Genomic DNA, 18,603 nt, shown 5'->3' with positions numbered 1-18,603 from the left:
ATTATTAAACGTTTCTTAGTTACGTCTTTTTCCTCCTTTTTGGCTCTTAGAACCAACTCTAGAAACTGCACATCTAAAACCAATGTAATCAGTTGCCATATCTTGTGGGAAGTAACGACGTTGAGCTGGATCAATCCAATAAGCTCTATCTCTCCATGAACCACCTTTGTAAACTCTTACATCATCATTGATTAAAGAAGTTCTACTACTAGATTTATCATATTCTCTAATTAATTTACCTTCAGCAGAATCAACTTCTACTGTATGTTTTGGAGAATTATACATCTTACGAGTGTCATTGTTCTTGCTTCCTTCTGTTTCATCAAAGCTTTCTCTGTAGTAACGAGAAGAACGTTTGTCACCATCTCTAAAGTTTCTGTTATCACTTTGGCTAAAGTTAGCTCTTAAATAAGTTTCTTCTTCATCAACAGGTACTCTTGCAATTTCTCCTGGTAAATCTCTTGCTACAATCTTACCGTTTGGTAAAGTATCGTAAACAATCTCATCAACAGTAACAATTTTCACTGTTCCATCTTCGTTAATTGCGTTTTTAGAATAAACGTTACCTCTATAATAGTTGAAATCATTAAATTCATCATCAACGATAGGTCTGTAAACATCAGCTACCCATTCTGCAACGTTACCAGCCATATCATATAAACCGTAATCGTTTGGAGAGTATGTTTTAACTTCTGCTGTAATATCAGCGCCATCATCAGACCATCCTGCAATTCCACCGTAATCACCTTTTCCTTGCTTAAAGTTAGCCATTTGATCTCCACGATTTACACGTTTTCCAGATCTTGTGTACTGACCATCCCAAGGATATTTTTTACGACCTCTATAAACATTATAGCTACGTAATTCACTCATTCCTAATGCAGCATATTCCCATTCTGCTTCAGTAGGTAGTCTATATTTTACTGGGATTAATCCAGTTTCTCTACTAGCATATACATTCACAGGGTTACCTTCAGCATCTGTTTGTTGCTTACGTTTTCCGCCTTCAAGAACTTCTGTGTTTCCACCATAAGTTTGAGAAGGTGCATTTATATAAGTGTCCGTACTAAAAGTACTTTCAGCATTTACGTCAGTAAGGTGAGCATCTCTTTTAATATAACCAGACTCTTGCAAAGCCATTTCAGCTACACGGTCTGTTCTCCAGTTTGCATATTCAACTGCTTGAATCCAACTAACACCAACTACTGGGTAGTTTGCATAACCAGGATGACGCAAATAGTTTTCAGTCATCATTTCGTTATATCCTAAACGGTTTCTCCATACTAATGTATCAGGAAGTGCTCCTTTATATATTAATGCATAGTTAGGATCTTCTGGTGGATATACGTTCTTTAAATAATCTAAATAAAACGTGTAGTTAAGATTTGTAACTTCAGTTTCATCCATGTAAAAAGATTGAACGTGTTGTTGATTTGGAGTATTATTCCAATCATGCATTGGGTCATCTTGCACTTTACCCATTGTAAAAGTTCCACCTTCTATAAAAGATGTTCCTGGAGGCGTTTCTTGCTCCTTGAATTGGGTGTTGTATTGAAAACCACCTTTTTTATCGTTAATTTTCCATCCAGTGGCACTATCTACGTTGCCATCATTAGAAGAACGATTACAGCTAACTATCGTAGCGCAAAGCGTTAATGCAATAAGTAATTTTAGGTTTGAGACATGTTTCATATCCATAGGTTTAAGTAAGCTCGTTTAATTTTAGAGTCGCAATATAGTAATTAAAGGTAAACTAACAACTTTTTTTTGCATCAAAATGCAAAAAAACGTGTATTTCATCCTTTTTTTTGAACATCACAACGGATTTTTGGCCATTTGTCGATGTATTTTACCCTTTAATAACGAGGGTGTATCTGAATTATTGTTGTATTTTTGAAATAAAAATTAAACCCTCATAATAACAGGCTTTAATTACCGTTAATTTACTGTGAAAATCCTGAATTTGTCAATTTTATGACTTTTTAAAGATTTTATCTGATACTTAATATCGTTCAAGTTAATGAAAAATTGCTATTCTATCATTTTGCTTTTATTTACAATCTTTTGTTTTGGTCAACAAAAACAATTTAATATTAATTGGGATGGGACTGAAATATTAGAAACTGCTTTGAGTAAACTTGAAGTTCCTAGTTTTGATTCTGAACATTTTAGTTTTGATGAGGACAAAGGGCTTATATTTTTTGCACAATGGCAATCTAACGGAATTACTATAGACCAAAACACAGTACAATTGTATAATATAGTTTATGAAACTATTAATAAAAGTGAATTAAAAGATTTAGACCCAACACTAATCTCTGCATCACATCATCATAAATTGTACGATACTAATGCTAGAGGACAGCGCTCTTGTTATTTTCAGATGCAACCTATTATAAAGGAAAATGGCATTTATAAAAAAGTAGTATCCTTTACTTTAATATATAGTACTCTATCTAGTCGGTTAAATAATAGTACAATGACAACTAACCAAATTACCAATTCAGTTTTAAGTACTGGTGAATGGTATCGGTTCTATATTGAAGAGTCAGGTGTTTTTAAATTAACAAAAGACTTTTTAAGTAGTTTAGGAATTAGTACTAATTCAATAGATCCAAGAACAATTAAACTTTTTGGCAATGGCGGAAGAATGTTGCCGTATGCTAATTCTGCAAATTATCCTTTTGATGTGGTTGAAAATGCTATAAAGTTTGTAGGTGAGACCGATGGCAGTTTTGATAATGGCGATTTTATCCTATTCTATGGTGAAGGGCCAAAGTCTTACAATGAAGAAAGTCAAACGAATCTAAATTTATATACAGACAAGACATATTATTACATAAATATAGGCTCTGGTGAAGGAAAACGTATTCAATCAATGCCTACAATTGCTCAAGAGCCAGATTTAGAAATAGATACTTTTCAAGATTATCAATTTTACGAAGTAGATGAATCCAATATAGCCAAAATAGGTAGACGCTGGTTTGGCGATGAATTTGATATAGAAAATCAACGAACGTATGAGTTTGATTTTCCTAATTTAGTAACAAGTGAGCCTATTGAATTTGAAGTTGCTTTTGGTTCTATTTCTGAGGTAGCTACAACAATGCAGGTAAATGTCAACGGAAGTCAAGTAGCAAATTTAGGATTAGGCACTATAACGGCAGGTTCTATATTAGCATCAGGAAATTCATATTATGGATTAGTCAATGTTGCGTCAGATGATATTGTTGTGAATCTAGATTATAACAATAGTGGAAACCCTTCATCTAACGCGTTTTTAGATTATATTAATATTGAAGCCACAAGGCAATTAAATTATGAAGGTGATCAAATGGTTTTTAAGAACAAAACTGTTGTCACTACACCTGGTATTGCACAATATAATGTCACTAATACATCAGGATTAAGTGAAATTTGGGATATTTCAGATCGATTTAATGTAGCCAATACAATTAATTCTGAGAATTCAAATAGCTTAAGTTTTAAGTCACAATCTGGTGAAGAACGAATTTATATCGCGTTTTCTTATTCAAATACCTTATCGCCATTAAAAGAAACAAGATCATCTTTGGCTAATCAAAACTTAAAAGGCACAATCTTTAATAATGCTCAAGGACAGTTTGAAGATATTGATTATATCATACTAGCACCTTCGCAATTTTTAACACAAGCAGAACGGTTGGCTCAGATAAACAGAGAGCAATATAACCTAAATGTAAAAGTTGTAGATCTACAATTAATTTATAATGAGTTTAGCACAGGTAGTCAAGATATTGCAGCGTTAAGAAATTTTGTGAAATATGTATATGATAATGCAAGTACGGAAGCAAATCGTCTAAAATATTTGTGTCTGTTTGGTGATGGGTCTTATGATTACAAAGATCGAATAAGTAACAACACCAATTTAGTGCCTTCATGGTATACCATTAATAGTTATAGTTTAATTAATTCATTTGTGTCCGATGATTTTTTTACAATGATGGATGAGAATGAAGGAAATATGGATAGTAGTGATAGAATGGATATTGCAGTGGGTAGAATTGTAGCAGAAGATGTGCAACGTGCAACCGAAATGGTAGATAAAGTAAAAGCTTATTATCAACCGCAATCTTTTGGTAATTGGAGAAATAATATTGTTCTTATTTCAGACGATGTGGATGAAGAATGGGAAAAACGACTGCAGATAGCTACAGAAGATCTAGGGATAACGTTAGAACAAGAAAAACCATTTTTAAATGTAGTAAAAATTCATTCTGACGCGTTTGAACAAGAATCTTCTTCTGCTGGAGATAGATATCCAGAAGTTAATGAAGCTATCAAAGATGCAATAGAAGTAGGTGCTTTAGTTGTGAACTATTTTGGACATGGCGGTGAAGATGGCATTGCTAAAGAACGAATCTTTGATAAGTTTGAATCTCAAGAGGTAAACAACATATGTAAATTCAATCTCTTTATTACTGTGACTTGTGAATACACAAAGTTTGATGATCCAGATAGAGATACGGCTGGTGAGTTTATGTTTTGGAACACAAACGGCGGATCTATTGCCTTAATAACAACAACTAGACAGATCATAGTTAATGTAGGTGAAGATTTCAATGCAGTACTAGATGATTACCTATATGCTTTTGGGTCTAATGAATATCCTTCCGCTGCGGAAGCAGTGCGATTAACTAAAATAGATAATAATATTGCTGGTCAATCACAAAAACGATTGGTTTACTATATAGGTGATCCTGCTATGAAATTAGGTTTTGGACAGCCGGATATTAAGTTAACCAAAGTAAATGATGTAGAAATTACTCAGAGTATAGATACTTTAAAAGCATTGAGCTATACTAAATTTGCAGGCGAAGTTGTTGATTCAAACGGAAATTTATTATCTAATTATAATGGTAAGTTAACAGCTACGGTATTTGATAAATCTATTGAACGAACAACACTAGGCAACGATGGTATAAAAGAAGATTGTGATGAAAACGATGATCCAAGTGACTGCGACTCAAATGGTCAAAAATTAGTAACGTTAGATTATACAACTTTAGGCGAAATTTTATTTAATGGACAAGCAAGTATAGTGAATGGTTTGTTTGAATTTGATTTTGTTGTGCCTAGGGATATTGGTATTCCTGTCGGAACAGGTAAAGTTAGTTTCTATGCAGAGAATACGAGTCAAACAGCAGATCAGTCTGGAGCAAATTTTGATATTAAGATTGGAGGAATCAATGAAAATGCAGCAGAAGATAATATTGGTCCTGTTATCAATCTATATATGAACGATGAAAACTTTGTTTCAGGTGGTATTACAAATGAATCGCCTAATTTTTTAGTTAAGCTTCAAGATGAAAACGGAATTAATACAGCAAGTGGTATTGGTCATGATATAACTGCTATAATAGATGGTGATGAAACTAATCCAATAGTATTAAATAATTATTATCAGGCTAATGTTGATGATTATACAAATGGTACATTAACATATCCTTTTAGAGATTTAGAAAAAGGTTTACATACCTTAACTTTAAAAGCTTGGGACGTATATAATAATTCTTCAACTTCAGAAATTCAATTTACAGTCTTTGATAAAGATGAAGAATTAGTGATTAATAATGTCTTAAATTATCCTAATCCATTTGTGAGTTACACAGAGTTTTGGTTTAATCATAATAGTTCTGATGCTTTAGATATATCAGTTCAAATATTTACTATATCTGGAAAATTAGTAAGAACGCTCAATGGACAAACAAGTGCAGATGAATGCTGTAATAGTGGTTCATCCTCTTTGTCAAGGAGCATAGTTTGGGACGGAAGAGACGATTTTGGAGACAAAATCGGAAAAGGAGTGTATGTGTATAAACTAAAAGTGAAATCTGATCGTTTAAATAAGCAAGTTGAGAAAATTCAAAAACTTGTGATTCTTTAAAATAATATATGTTTTAATGTAAAACATCGATAATTTGAAGCAAAAACATAAACTTTAAATTACTTCTTAAATAAAAAATTATATTTGCTAACGAATTAGTATAGAAACAGCATATTAATTCTTATTAAAATAACCATGAAAAAATACATCTTATCCTTTTTTGCTTTAACTATAATTAGTTCAATCTTTGGGCAAGTAGAAACAACAGAATTAAGACCTAGTATTTCAGATACTAGAGTGATTACAACAGGTTTGCCATTTATGCTAATTTCTCCAGATGCAAGATCTGCGTCATTGGGAGATATGGGAGTTGCTACATCAGTAGATGGCTTTTCTCAACAATATAATCCAGCTAAATATGCGTTTTCAGAATCAAAACAAGGAGCAAGTTTAAGTTATACGCCTTATTTAACAAGATTGGTAAATGATATCTCATTAAGTTATGTAACGTATTTTAATAGACTGAGTGATGTGAGTGCATTCTCAGCAAGTTTAAAGTATTTTTCACTTGGTGAAATTGTATTAACTCAAGATGCTACATCACCAGGAGTTGCAGTAAAACCAAATGAATTTGCAATAGATGCTGCTTATTCACTGAGGTTAAGTGAGCAATTTTCTATGGCTGTGGCTCTTCGTTATATGCATTCTGCTTTGAGACTAAATCAAACAGATCCTAATGCAAATCCAGGAAATACGTTTGGTGCAGATATTACAGGCTACTACCAAAGTGAAGAAGAAGCTTACAATGATTTTAATGGTCGCTGGAGACTTGGTTTTGCGATTCAAAATTTAGGGCCAAGATTTAAGTATGATGATGGAGGACAAGAAGTATTTCAGCCTACTAATTTAAGATTAGGAGCAGGTTTCGATTTTATTTTTGATGAATATAATAAGTTAGCAGTTACTGCTGAGGTAACAAAATATTTAGTGCCAACACCTCCAATTTATGGTGATAAAATTGTGTTTACAGATGTTAATGATGATGGTGTTTTTGATGCTAATGATGGCGATTTTCAAACAGATGAGCAAAGTGCTGCTTCAGAAGAAGGTGTGATTATAGATGGTCAAAGTACAGATGTCAGTTTCTTAAGTGGTGTTTTTCAGTCGTTTGGTGATGCACCAGGAGGATTCAGTGAAGAATTAAGAGAATTCACTTGGGCACTTGGAGCAGAATATACATATCAAGATAATTTTTCTTTTAGAGGTGGTTATTTTAATGAAGCGGATGATAAAGGTGCACGTAAGTTTTTCGCATTAGGTGCAGGTTTTAAATACACAACCATTAATGTTGATTTATCTTATTTGTTTTCAGCTTCAAAAATTCAAAGTCCATTAGAAAACACATTACGTTTTTCACTTACATTTAATTTTGGTGCAAATGAATACAACGAATATTAGTAAATTATAACTAAATTTAGATTCCAAAAAAAACTATTGTCTATAAGCAATAGTTTTTTTGGCTAAAATAAATAGTACACTTATGAAGGAAGTAAAAATAGAAACAAAGCTAGATATCTACGAGGATTTTGATGAGCTTCCTAAGTCAATTCAATCATTAATGGAATTAGCAATAGAAGCAAGAGATAATGCTTATGCGCCTTATTCTAAATTTAATGTTGGTGCAGCTATATTACTAGATAATAACGAAACCGTAATAGGTAGTAATCAAGAAAATGCTTGTTATCCTTCTGGTTTATGTGCAGAACGTACAGCCATTTATTATGCAGGTGCAAAATATCCTAAAGCCAAAATATTAAAAATGGCAATTACAGCATCTTCACAAAATCAGGTAACAGATAAGCCAATTCCACCATGTGGATCTTGTAGACAATCTATTGCTGAATATGAAATAAAACAAAACCTACCTATCGAAATTTATTTTATGGGAGTGCAAGGAAAGGTTGTTAAGTCTAGCTCATTAGCTAATTTATTACCGTTGCTTTTTGAAAATTCAGTATTATGATAGTTTTGTTACATTTTATTCAATAATCCGCTGTTTTTTTATTAGATACTACTTCTTAATTATTCTCTAAAGTGTTATTTTTGTTAAACTATTTAATGAACACTTATCAAGATAATGCAAAAAATAACTAAAGAGGTTTACCTAAAGTGGTACGAAGACATGATGTTCTGGCGAAAGTTTGAAGACAAACTTGCCGCAGTTTACATTCAACAAAAAGTGAGAGGATTTCTTCATTTGTATAATGGACAAGAAGCCGTTTTAGCAGGTGCATTGCACGCTATGGATTTAACAAAAGACAAAATGATTACGGCATATCGTAATCACGTTCAGCCTATTGGTATGGGCGTTGATCCAAAACGTGTTATGGCAGAATTATTTGGAAAAGCTACAGGAACTTCTCAAGGTCTTGGAGGCTCAATGCATATTTTCTCAAAAGAACACCGTTTTTATGGAGGTCACGGAATTGTTGGTGGTCAAATACCGTTAGGAGCAGGTATTGCTTTTGGAGATAAATACCATGATGTTGATGGTGTTACAATTTGTTGTTTTGGTGATGGAGCTGCAAGACAAGGTTCATTACATGAAACTTTTAACCTTGCTATGCTTTGGAACCTGCCAGTAGTATTTGTTTGTGAAAACAATGGATACGCTATGGGAACTTCAGTGGCACGTACAGCAAACCATACAGATGTTTGGAAACTAGGTTTAGGGTACGAAATGCCTTGTGGTCCGGTTGATGGTATGAATCCTATAAAAGTAGCCGAAGCTTTTGATGAAGCGATTACTCGTGCTAGAAAAGGTGGAGGACCAACATTCTTAGAAGTTAAAACGTATCGTTATAGAGGTCACTCAATGTCTGATGCGCAACACTATAGAACTAAAGACGAAGTTGAAGAGTATAAGAAAATTGACCCAATTACACAGGTTAAAGATATTATACTTGAGAAAAAATATGCTACAGAAGCAGACTTGAAAGAAATTGATAAGGATGTTAAAAAACGTGTGGCTGAATGTGAGAAGTTCGCAGATGAATCTCCATATCCAGATAAGAACGTAATGTACGATGTTGTATACGAACAAGAAGATTATCCATTTATAGATCACAAAATTAAGTAAGCTATGGCAGAAGTAATAAATATGCCGCGTTTAAGCGACACAATGGAAGAAGGAACTGTTGCCTCTTGGTTAAAAAATGTAGGTGATAAAATTGAAGAAGGAGATATATTAGCTGAAATCGAAACAGACAAAGCTACAATGGAGTTTGAGTCTTTCAACGAAGGAACTTTACTTCATATAGGAATACAAGAAGGTGAAACAGCAAAAGTAGATACGCTTTTAGCTATTATAGGTGAAGAAGGAGAAGATATTTCTGGCTACTTAAATGGGAGTACTGAAGCATCATCTGATGAAAAAGAAGAAGAAACATCAGCTACGACGGAAGAAACTTCAAACGAAGCATCTACAGAAGCAACTGAATTACCAGAAGGCGTTATAGTTGTTACCATGCCACGTTTAAGTGATACCATGGAAGAAGGAACTGTTGCTACTTGGTTAAAACAAGTTGGTGATGAGGTAGAAGAAGGTGATATTTTAGCAGAAATAGAAACTGATAAAGCGACAATGGAATTTGAATCATTCCAGTCTGGTAATTTATTATATGTTGGTTTAAACGAAGGTGATTCGGCAAAAGTAGATTCATTATTAGCTATTATTGGCCCAAAAGGAACTGATGTTTCTGATGTAGCCAAAAACTTTAAAGTTGCTGGTAGTGGTGAAGCAAAGAAAGAAGCACCAAAAGTTGAAGCAAAGAAAGAAGCGCCTAAAGCTGCTCCTAAAAAAGTTGAAGCTAAGAAGGAAGCACCTAAGACTTCAAATACAAGTACAGGTCGCATCTTTGTATCACCTTTAGCCAAAAAGATGGCAGAAGAAAAAGGAATCAACTTATCTCAAGTAAGTGGTTCTGGAGAAAACGGAAGAATCGTTAAGAAAGACATAGAGAACTTTACACCTGCTGCTTCAGGAGCATCAGTTGGTAAATTTGTGCCATCAGGTCAAGAAGATTTTGATGAAGTCCCAAATTCTAATATGCGTAAAGCGATTGCTAAGAATTTAGCTAAGTCTAAGTTTACAGCACCACATTACTACTTAAATGTGGAGTTTGACATGGAGAATGCTATTGCTTTTAGAAAGCAATATAATTCTGTACCAGATGTAAAAATTTCTTATAACGATATAGTGGTTAAAGCTTGTGCTTTAGCATTAAAACAACATCCTCAAGTTAACTCTCAGTGGTTTGATGACAGAATGCAGTTAAATAACCATGTACATATTGGTGTTGCAGTTGCTGTACCAGATGGATTGTTAGTGCCTGTAGTTAAATTTGCGAATGAGCAAAGCTTAACTCAAATAGGTGCAGCAGTTAGAGATTTTGCTGGTAAAGCAAGAAACAAAAAACTAGCTTTAGATGAAATGGAAGGCAGTACTTTTACTATTTCTAATTTAGGAATGTTTGGTATTGATAGTTTTACATCAATTATTAATCAGCCTAATTCAGCAATTTTATCTGTTGGTAACATAGTAGAAAAACCGGTGGTTAAAGAAGGGCAAATTGTTGTAGGTAACACTATGAAATTATGTCTAGCATGTGATCATAGAACTGTAGATGGTGCGACAGGAGCGCAATTCCTTCAAACTTTGAAAGGATATATTGAAAATCCTGTAACAATGTTAGTATCGTAAGTAGCTGATAAAGTGAAAATTTAAATATTATAATCCTGATTTGATGAATTTTCAAATCAGGATTTTTTTTGTTATAACTATCAGATTAGATTATTTTCGTGACTAAACTTATAAATTAACCAATAATATGAAATATTTAAAAATAGTAATGCTAGTAACTTTTCTGTCATTATTTATGGTAAGTAATGCGCAAAAGAAGAAGGTAGCTGTAGTAACATTTTACGCAGATAAAATGCTAGATTTATCAGCGCTTGATGCTTCTGCTGATTTAATTGCCAAAAATTCAAATCTTAGTGATGATCCTGATTTTAATCTATCAGAACCACTTAATAAATTGCATACTGCGTTTTTTGATGAATATGCCGAAAATTTTGATTTCGAATTTATAGCAGAAGATGAGGTGTTTGCCAATGAAAAATATAAAAGCTTTAAACCAACTTATGAGGAAGCGGGTAACATTAATCAAGATGTTGAGTCAACTACATCAGTAGATGGTTATAATGTAATTCCTAACTATAGGCAAAACGTAAAGGATTTAAAGGATGTAGCTGAAGACTTAGGTGTTGATGCTATAATGTTTATTCATTTAGATTTTGGATTCGTTAAAACAGGCGTTGGAAATCTTGGTTATGTAAGTATTCAAGCGAGATTTAGTATGGATTTATATACTAAGGATAATAAGAGTGTATTTCAGTTTCGTGAAGTCGCTGGCTCTTCAAAAAAAGCAGTGATGGTTAAAGGTATTCCTGTTATGAAAACGGATAAGATTCAACCTATGTGCGAGAGTGCTGTAGAAAAACTAATGAAGGATTTAAACAAAAAAGTAGGACGTTTAGCAAAGAAAGCGAATAAGAAAATGTAATTAGCTTATAATATAATTGGAATTAAATCCTGTATTAATAATTTGATACAGGATTTTTTTATCTTTAAACTCAAATATAAATTATGAGAAAAATAGTGTCATTATTGATTATCGTATTGGTTGCCTCTTGTGCTTATCATACAAAAGGTGCTGACGGAAAATCAGGAAAAGATGGTGAAACTGTAAAACCTATCATTACTCAAGAAGCCATTAAGGCGAGTATGAATTTTTTGGCTTCAGATGAACTAAATGGACGAGCAACAGGAAGTGAAGGCATTGAGAAAGCAGCCGTTTTTATCGAAGATTATTTAAAAAAGAATAGCATTAGACCTTATTTTGAAAGCTATCGAGATTCGTTTAAGGTCAATGATTTAGATGGTTATAACATTGTTGGAATGGTTGAAGGGAATGATCCAAAATTAAAAAATGAATTCATTATTCTCGGAGGACATTACGATCATATTGGTAAAGGGAAAGTTGTTGAAGGAGATTCTATCGCTAATGGAGCCAATGATGATGCTTCTGGTACAATTGCTGCGATGGAATTTGGTAAATATTTTGCTAAATCAAAAACAAATAAAAGGAGCATATTAATTACGCTTTATGATGCGGAGGAAATAGGACTGAAAGGTTCTGCGCATTTGGCTGCACGATTAAAAGATAAAGGGATTAATGCATATACAATGATCAATTTTGAAATGATTGGTGTGCCAAGAGCAGAAGATCAATCTATGGCTTATATGAGCGGTTTTGAACGTTCTAATTTTGCTGAGACTTTAAATACATATGCAGGTCAAGAGGTTGTAGGGTTTTTTCCAAAAGCAAAAGGGTTTAACTTATTTATGAGGTCAGATAATTTTCCGTTTTATAAAGATCTCAATATTCCTGCGCACGCCATTTCTACCTTCGATTTTTCAAACTTTGATTATTACCATCATGTAGACGACGAAGCAGATAAAATGGATTACGCACACATGGTAAATTTTATAGAAAAAATGATTCCTGCGTTAGAGGGAATGATGAATGCACCAACTAAAGAAGTGGTTTTAAAAGATGAGTAAAAATATAATTATAACAGGTACAAGTAGAGGAATTGGATTTGAATTGGTTCATCTTTTTGCTAATCAAGGTCATAATGTTTTGGCATTATCACGTAATGCTAAACCAGTAAGTAATCTTCATTTTGATAATATTTCGTCTTTTGCTTTTGATTTGTGTAAAGAAGAAGATTATCAAAAAGTGACCGAATTTATAAAAGAGGAATGGAAACATGTAGATATTCTTATTAATAATGCAGGTGCAATTATCAATAAACCATTTGCAGAAACTACATTTCAAGATTTTACAAAGGTGTATCAAACTAATGTTTTTGGAGTTTCGGAATTAACTAGAACCGTTTTGCCGTTTATAAAAAGTGATGGACACGTTGTAACGATTAGTTCAATGGGAGGCATCCAAGGTAGCATGAAATTTCCTGGATTGTCTGCCTATAGCTCAAGCAAAGGCGCAGTGATTACTTTGGTAGAATTACTTGCTGAAGAGTATAAAGAAACGGGTCCACAATTTAATGTACTAGCATTAGGCGCTGTACAAACCGAAATGTTAGAAGAAGCATTTCCTGGCTATCAAGCGCCAACAACAGCTAAGGGAATGGCAGATTATATTCAGAATTTTGCTTTAACAGGAAATAAATATTATAACGGAAAAGTGTTACAAGTTTCTAATTCTACGCCTTAATGTCTAAATATAAATGTGTAATTTTTGATTGTGATGGCGTCCTAGTAGATAGCGAACCTATAGGAAATCAAGTAATGGTTGACATGGCAAACGAATTGGGTGCACAGATTAATCTAGATTATGCCTATCAACATTTTAAAGGAAATTCTTTTCATAAATGTGAAAATCTCATTTCAGAATTAATTGGTAAGGATTTGCCAACTAATTTTGAATCTGAATATAGAAGACGGTCTTTTGAAAAATTTAAATCAGATATTAAACCTGTCGAAGGTGTTTCAGATGTCATCAAACATCTTAACCTTCCGTTTTGTGTTGCTTCAAGTGGGCCTGAAAATAAAATTCAATTGAATCTAGAATTAACGGGTTTGTGGTCGTATTTTAAAGCTAATGTATTTAGTTGTTATGGTGTTCAAAAATGGAAACCAGATCCAGCTGTATTTTTATGGGCAGCCAAAACGATGGGTTTTCAACCAGAAGAATGTGTTGTGATTGAAGATAGTGTCATTGGTGTTAATGCAGCAGTTAATGGTGGTTTTGACGTTTTTGGCTTTACTGCACATGACTATAATCATCAACTAAACAGTAAGGCAACAAAAACATTTAATGATATGGCAGATTTATTACCATTGATACATAATAAAAATTAACATTTACATCTATAAAATATAGAATGCACTTACAGTTTTTAGACTTTATTCCAGAATTGGCTAAACCTTTAATTTTAAAAATTTTAGAGGATGATAAGTTTACTATAAAAGTTAAAAGCGAGCGTAAAACCAGACATGGTGATTATAGATCCTTGCCAAATGGAAAACATCAAATTACTATAAATTCAAATTTAAATTGTTATAGGTTTTTAATGACGTTAATTCATGAAATTGCGCATTATGAAGCTTACAGTAAATATGGTAGACTAATAAAACCACATGGAAAAGAGTGGAAGCATACGTATCAACACTTAATGTTGCCATTTTTAAGGCCAGATATTTTCCCTAATGAACTGTTGCCATTATTGGCTCAGCATTTTAAAAACCCAAAAGCATCTAGCGACACAGATGTGCAACTCGCCTACGCCTTAAAGCAATTCAACGAAGACAACGATAAAACGTTTGTGTTTGAATTACCTTTGAATCAGACCTTTAAGCTGTATAATGGCAGAATTTTTAAAAGAGGTAATAAACGAAGAAAACGATATGAATGTGTGGAAGTTAACTCAGGTAAATTATATTTGTTTAATCCAAACGCAGAAGTTGAAGTTTTAGAATAAATCAAAATATGATGAATAGCAAAAATAAAAATTATTACGCCATACTAATGGCAGGTGGAGTAGGTTCAAGATTTTGGCCAGTAAGTACACAAGATTTTCCTAAACAGTTTCACGATATGTTAGGAACAGGAGATACTTTAATTCAAAAAACATTTCATCGTTTAGCACAATTAATTCCGGAAGAAAACATATTCATTTTAACTAATGAACGTTATAATGATTTAGTTTTTGAACAGTTACCAACGGTTACAAAAAGACAAGTTGTGTTAGAACCAGCAATGCGTAATACTGCACCATGTATTTTGTATGCGTCTTTAAAAATTCAGAAAGAAAACGAAGACGCTGTAATGATTGTAGCGCCAAGTGATCATTGGATTGAAGATGAAAAAGCTTTTTCTGATAATGTAAAAGCAGCTTTTGACTTCTGTGAATCTAATTCTGCATTGATGACTTTAGGTATAACACCTACATTTCCAAACACAGGTTACGGTTATATTGAATATGATAAGTCATCTCAAAAAGAAATTAAATCTGTAAATCAGTTTAGAGAAAAGCCAGATTATGAAACAGCGAAATCTTTTATAGATCAAGGTAATTTTTTATGGAATGCAGGTATCTTTATGTGGAGTGCTAAAACTGTTGTAGCTGCATTTAAAAACAATCAACCAAAGTTATTTGAATTGTTTGAAAAAGGTTACAGTGTATACAATACAGAGTTTGAAGACGACTTTATAAAGGAAAACTATGTAAAGGCAGAAAACATATCTGTGGATTATGCACTTATGGAAAAGAGTGAAAATGTCTATGTAATACCTGCTACTTTTGATTGGAATGACTTAGGAACTTGGGGAAGTCTTTACGATAAGTTAGATAAGGACGAAAATAACAATGCCATTGTAAATGCAAAAGCCCTAACTGATGATTCTAATGGTAACATGATTAGAACAAAAGGTGATAAAGTTGTCGTCGTAGATGGATTAAAAGATTACATCATAGTTGATAAAGACGAAGTTTTACTTATCTTTCCTAAAGCAAAAGAGCAAGATATTAAAAAAGTGCTTCAAAATGTGAAAGCTAATTTTGGAGAAGAATATGGTTAAAAACTATGAGTGACGAAAATAAATTCAATTTTTCGGAAGATGAGCAGAAGCAAATCACCAACGAAATGAATAAGGAAGCTGCTGTTGAAGAAAAGAAAGAAGCAGTTAGAAAAGACGCTAAAGGATTATTTGCGAGTGTAAAAACTTTTTTACAAGAGTTATTAGACTTTAGAGATGATACTGATAGAGACGCTACTATAGCTGCTATCACAGCAGATATTCCGTTTAAAGGTGCAACTGCTTGGATTTTAATCTGTTCTATTTTTGTAGCCTCAGTAGGATTAAATGCAAACTCTACTGCAGTTGTAATTGGTGCCATGTTAATTTCGCCTTTAATGGGACCAATTTTAGGTGTTGGTCTATCAATTGCCATAAATGATATTGATACCTTAAAGAAATCTCTAATAAACTTAGCGACAATGATAGTGCTGAGTTTATTAACGGCTTTTCTATTCTTTTGGTTGTTTCCGTTGAGTGAAGATACTTCAGAATTGTTAGGTCGTGTAAAACCAGATATTAGAGATGTGCTTATTGCCTTTTTTGGTGGATTGGCTTTAATAATTGCACGTACTAAAAAAGGAACAATTGCGTCCGTGATTTTCGGTGTAGCAATTGCAACAGCATTAATGCCACCTTTATGTACTGCAGGTTATGGATTAGCCAAAGGAAACTGGATCTACTTTGGGCAGGCGATGTATTTGTTTACAATAAATACCATCTTCATTGCTTTAGCTACATTTTTAGTATTGAAGATTTTGCGCTTTCCAATGTTAAGATATGCGAACTCAGCGAAGCGTAAACGAACTTCTAGATTAGCAATGTTAGTTGCTATAGTAGTAATGATTCCTGCAATTTGGACGTTCTTAACGGTACTACAAGAGAGCAAATATACTAGAGATTACGATAGTTTTGTAAAAAATGAAATTGATACAAACCCTAATTTATGGTTGCAGAAAAAAGTATTAGACGCAGATAATAAAAGACTTAGTTTATATTTTAATGGTGACGTTAGTGATGAAATGATTTCAGCTTTACAAAATGATAAAGTTAAATACGTCAATCTAAAAGATTTTGAACTGGTTATTAATGCCAATAAAACAAGAAGTGCAGATCGTTTATTAGAATCATTAGATAGAGCTTATGCGGATTTAGATCGAAAAGATAATGTTATAGATGGACTTCAAAAGCAAATTATGGAATTAGAATCTAATATCTCTAGCTTAAATAAGGTAATAGAATCAAAGAACTCCAATCAAAAATCTGTTTCTTTTACATCTTTATCTCGTGATGCTAAAATTAAGTTCAATGATTTAGAATATTTTGGATATGCTAAAATGCTTGAATCGAAGGATTTTATCAATATTGACACGGTGTCAGTTGCCAATGTAAGATGGAAAGTAGAATTAAATGATAGTATCGTTTTAATTAAAGAACGCGATTTACAAAAGTGGCTTAAAAACGAATTAAAAGTAGATACTGTATTTATTAAAAGGAACTAGGTTTAATCATTTTCTTCAAGATACATTTTACGTACTTTTCTGAATAATTCAGATGAATAAACGAAGTTGGTAACAGCTTCGTTTTCTGTTCTAAATATGGTTTCGCTAGAGCCTTCCCATTCTAGTAAACCATCTTTTAGAAATACAATTTTTTCCCCAATTTCCATAACCGAGTTCATATCATGGGTGTTTATCACAGTAGTAATATTAAATTCGTCTGTGATTTCTTGAATTAAATTATCTATTACAATAGCTGTTCTAGGATCTAAACCAGAATTGGGTTCATCGCAAAACAAGTATTTAGGTCTATTTACAATAGCTCTAGCAATAGCAACACGCTTTTGCATTCCACCAGACGCTTCACTTGGCATTTTATTGTGCGCATTTTCTAAGTTAACACGTTGTAGCACCTCATTAACTCTATCTTCCATTTCGCTCTTACTTTGTTTTGTAAACATACGTAAAGGAAACATTACGTTTTCTGCAATGGTCATAGAATCAAATAAAGCACTGCCTTGAAAAACCATTCCCATTTCTGCTCTCAGGTTGGTTTTTTCATCTCTTGTTAAATTACTAAAATTTTTACCTTCGTAAGAAATAGAACCTTCTTCATATTCAAATAAGCCAAGCAAACATTTTAAAAATACCGTTTTACCAGAACCACTCTGACCAATAATTAAATTGGTTTTACCTTTCTCAAAAGATGTAGTAATCCCTTTTAAAATATGAGCATCGCCAAATGATTTGTGTATGTCTTTTACTTCTATCATAATTATCCTAGTAATAAGCTTGTTAGTAAAAAGTTAACCAAAATAATCATCACACTGGTCCAAACAAATGAAGTAGTACTAGCTTTACCAACCTCTAAAGCTCCACCTTTCATAAAGTAACCATAGTAAGATGGTATAGTTGCGAGTAAAAATGCAAATACAAAAGTTTTTATAAATGCATATATAAAATGAAAGGGTTCAAAATCTAACTGAACACCTTCAATATAATCTTCCATGGTGCCATAGCCACCATAAACACAAGCTATTAATCCACCTAAAATCCCAAGAAACATGGCTATTGAGATAACAAAAGGATAAAGGGTTAAGGCTATAAATTTAGGGAAGACTAAGTAATTTATTCCATTGATTCCCATTACTTCTAAAGCATCAATCTGTTCTGTTACGCGCATGGTTCCTATACTAGAGGTTATAAAAGAACCCACTTTTCCTGCCATAATTATTGAGATAAAAGTAGGCGCAAATTCTAAAATAATAGATTGTCTTGTAGCAAAACCAACAAGATATTTAGGCATAATGGGACTCGTCATGTTTAAAGATGTTTGAATGGCAACAACGCCTCCAACAAAAAACGAAATAAAAGCTACAATACCCAATGAGCCTATAATAAGGTCATCAATATCTTTTAAAATTAAAGGTTTCATCACGGACCACTTTGTAGGTCTACGAAAAATGTCCTTAATCATGATAAAATAAGTACCTATATTTTCAAGGTAAGTGAT

The 18,603-nt window shown here is 32.9% G+C and carries 15 protein-coding genes; 12 read left to right on the top strand and 3 right to left on the bottom strand.

Annotated elements, in window-relative coordinates; genetic code table 11:
- Positions 1–15: 15 nt before the first annotated feature.
- The gene (gldJ, locus tag Q0891_RS14775) at positions 16–1,698 is read right to left on the bottom strand and encodes a gliding motility lipoprotein GldJ (protein WP_299102814.1); all 1,683 of its coding nucleotides are present in this window, start codon (positions 1,696–1,698) and stop codon (positions 16–18) included.
- 322 nt (positions 1,699–2,020) lie between these two features.
- Here gldJ and porU point away from each other — a divergent pair, with 322 nt between their 5' ends.
- The 12 genes from porU (at position 2,021) to Q0891_RS14715 (ending at position 17,093) form a co-directional block, all read left to right on the top strand.
- A complete protein-coding gene (gene porU, locus Q0891_RS14770; RefSeq protein ID WP_299102812.1) occupies positions 2,021–5,926 on the top strand; it encodes a type IX secretion system sortase PorU in 3,906 nt (1,301 codons plus the stop codon).
- A 135-nt stretch (positions 5,927–6,061) separates the two neighbouring features.
- Positions 6,062–7,324 carry a type IX secretion system outer membrane channel protein PorV gene (porV, locus tag Q0891_RS14765; protein ID WP_299102810.1) on the top strand — a complete coding sequence of 421 codons (1,263 nt, stop codon included), beginning with the start codon at positions 6,062–6,064 and terminating at the stop codon, positions 7,322–7,324.
- 82 nt (positions 7,325–7,406) lie between these two features.
- Positions 7,407–7,889: a cytidine deaminase gene (cdd, locus tag Q0891_RS14760; RefSeq protein WP_299102808.1), complete on the top strand. Its 483-nt coding sequence runs from the start codon at positions 7,407–7,409 to the stop codon at positions 7,887–7,889.
- Between the two features lie 114 nt (positions 7,890–8,003).
- Complete coding sequence (pdhA, locus tag Q0891_RS14755) at positions 8,004–9,005, top strand: pyruvate dehydrogenase (acetyl-transferring) E1 component subunit alpha (protein ID WP_299102806.1); 1,002 nt, start codon at positions 8,004–8,006, stop codon at positions 9,003–9,005.
- 3 nt (positions 9,006–9,008) lie between these two features.
- The gene (locus Q0891_RS14750) at positions 9,009–10,628 is read left to right on the top strand and encodes a pyruvate dehydrogenase complex dihydrolipoamide acetyltransferase (protein WP_299102804.1); all 1,620 of its coding nucleotides are present in this window, start codon (positions 9,009–9,011) and stop codon (positions 10,626–10,628) included.
- A gap of 127 nt (positions 10,629–10,755) precedes the next feature.
- Positions 10,756–11,490 (top strand): hypothetical protein, encoded by a 735-nt coding sequence (locus tag Q0891_RS14745; RefSeq protein ID WP_299102802.1) that lies wholly within the window; start codon positions 10,756–10,758, stop codon positions 11,488–11,490.
- A gap of 83 nt (positions 11,491–11,573) precedes the next feature.
- Positions 11,574–12,551, top strand: a complete 978-nt coding sequence (locus Q0891_RS14740) for a M28 family peptidase (protein WP_299102800.1) — start codon at positions 11,574–11,576, stop codon at positions 12,549–12,551.
- Positions 12,544–13,227 (top strand): SDR family oxidoreductase, encoded by a 684-nt coding sequence (locus Q0891_RS14735; RefSeq protein ID WP_299102798.1) that lies wholly within the window; start codon positions 12,544–12,546, stop codon positions 13,225–13,227. Before Q0891_RS14740 ends, Q0891_RS14735 begins: the two co-directional genes overlap by 8 nt.
- Entirely contained in the window at positions 13,227–13,874 is a 648-nt protein-coding gene (locus tag Q0891_RS14730) for an HAD family hydrolase (RefSeq protein WP_299102796.1), read from the top strand. Before Q0891_RS14735 ends, Q0891_RS14730 begins: the two co-directional genes overlap by 1 nt.
- A 23-nt stretch (positions 13,875–13,897) precedes the next feature.
- Positions 13,898–14,494 (top strand): SprT-like domain-containing protein, encoded by a 597-nt coding sequence (locus Q0891_RS14725; RefSeq protein WP_299102794.1) that lies wholly within the window; start codon positions 13,898–13,900, stop codon positions 14,492–14,494.
- Between the two features lie 11 nt (positions 14,495–14,505).
- A complete protein-coding gene (locus Q0891_RS14720) occupies positions 14,506–15,594 on the top strand; it encodes a mannose-1-phosphate guanylyltransferase (protein WP_299102846.1) in 1,089 nt (362 codons plus the stop codon).
- 5 nt (positions 15,595–15,599) lie between these two features.
- Positions 15,600–17,093, top strand: coding sequence for a DUF389 domain-containing protein (locus tag Q0891_RS14715; protein ID WP_299102791.1), 1,494 nt, complete (start codon positions 15,600–15,602; stop codon positions 17,091–17,093).
- A 2-nt stretch (positions 17,094–17,095) separates the two neighbouring features.
- Here the strand turns inward: Q0891_RS14715 and Q0891_RS14710 are convergent, their stop codons facing one another.
- Positions 17,096–17,863, bottom strand: a complete 768-nt coding sequence (locus Q0891_RS14710) for an ABC transporter ATP-binding protein (RefSeq protein WP_299102789.1) — start codon at positions 17,861–17,863, stop codon at positions 17,096–17,098.
- 2 nt (positions 17,864–17,865) lie between these two features.
- Positions 17,866–18,603: an ABC transporter permease gene (locus Q0891_RS14705; RefSeq protein ID WP_299102844.1), complete on the bottom strand. Its 738-nt coding sequence runs from the start codon at positions 18,601–18,603 to the stop codon at positions 17,866–17,868.

Origin of the sequence: uncultured Winogradskyella sp. (genome assembly GCF_947498005.1) — a bacterium.
Taxonomy (GTDB): Bacteria; Bacteroidota; Bacteroidia; order Flavobacteriales; family Flavobacteriaceae; genus Winogradskyella.
This window is presented reverse-complemented; position numbering and strand designations above follow the sequence as displayed.

Excerpts from the sequence above, each read along its gene's own strand:
- Q0891_RS14735 (WP_299102798.1), top strand. The coding sequence starts at position 12,544 with ATGAGTAAAAATATAATTATAACAGGTACAAGTAGAGGAATTGGATTT.
- Q0891_RS14720 (WP_299102846.1), top strand. The coding sequence starts at position 14,506 with ATGAATAGCAAAAATAAAAATTATTACGCCATACTAATGGCAGGTGGA.
- Q0891_RS14710 (WP_299102789.1), bottom strand. The coding sequence starts at position 17,863 with ATGATAGAAGTAAAAGACATACACAAATCATTTGGCGATGCTCATATT.
- Q0891_RS14745 (WP_299102802.1), top strand. The coding sequence starts at position 10,756 with ATGAAATATTTAAAAATAGTAATGCTAGTAACTTTTCTGTCATTATTT.
- Q0891_RS14730 (WP_299102796.1), top strand. The coding sequence starts at position 13,227 with ATGTCTAAATATAAATGTGTAATTTTTGATTGTGATGGCGTCCTAGTA.
- gldJ (WP_299102814.1), bottom strand. The coding sequence starts at position 1,698 with ATGGATATGAAACATGTCTCAAACCTAAAATTACTTATTGCATTAACG.
- Q0891_RS14725 (WP_299102794.1), top strand. The coding sequence starts at position 13,898 with ATGCACTTACAGTTTTTAGACTTTATTCCAGAATTGGCTAAACCTTTA.
- cdd (WP_299102808.1), top strand. The coding sequence starts at position 7,407 with ATGAAGGAAGTAAAAATAGAAACAAAGCTAGATATCTACGAGGATTTT.
- Q0891_RS14740 (WP_299102800.1), top strand. The coding sequence starts at position 11,574 with ATGAGAAAAATAGTGTCATTATTGATTATCGTATTGGTTGCCTCTTGT.
- Q0891_RS14750 (WP_299102804.1), top strand. The coding sequence starts at position 9,009 with ATGGCAGAAGTAATAAATATGCCGCGTTTAAGCGACACAATGGAAGAA.
- porU (WP_299102812.1), top strand. The coding sequence starts at position 2,021 with ATGAAAAATTGCTATTCTATCATTTTGCTTTTATTTACAATCTTTTGT.
- porV (WP_299102810.1), top strand. The coding sequence starts at position 6,062 with ATGAAAAAATACATCTTATCCTTTTTTGCTTTAACTATAATTAGTTCA.
- Q0891_RS14715 (WP_299102791.1), top strand. The coding sequence starts at position 15,600 with ATGAGTGACGAAAATAAATTCAATTTTTCGGAAGATGAGCAGAAGCAA.
- pdhA (WP_299102806.1), top strand. The coding sequence starts at position 8,004 with ATGCAAAAAATAACTAAAGAGGTTTACCTAAAGTGGTACGAAGACATG.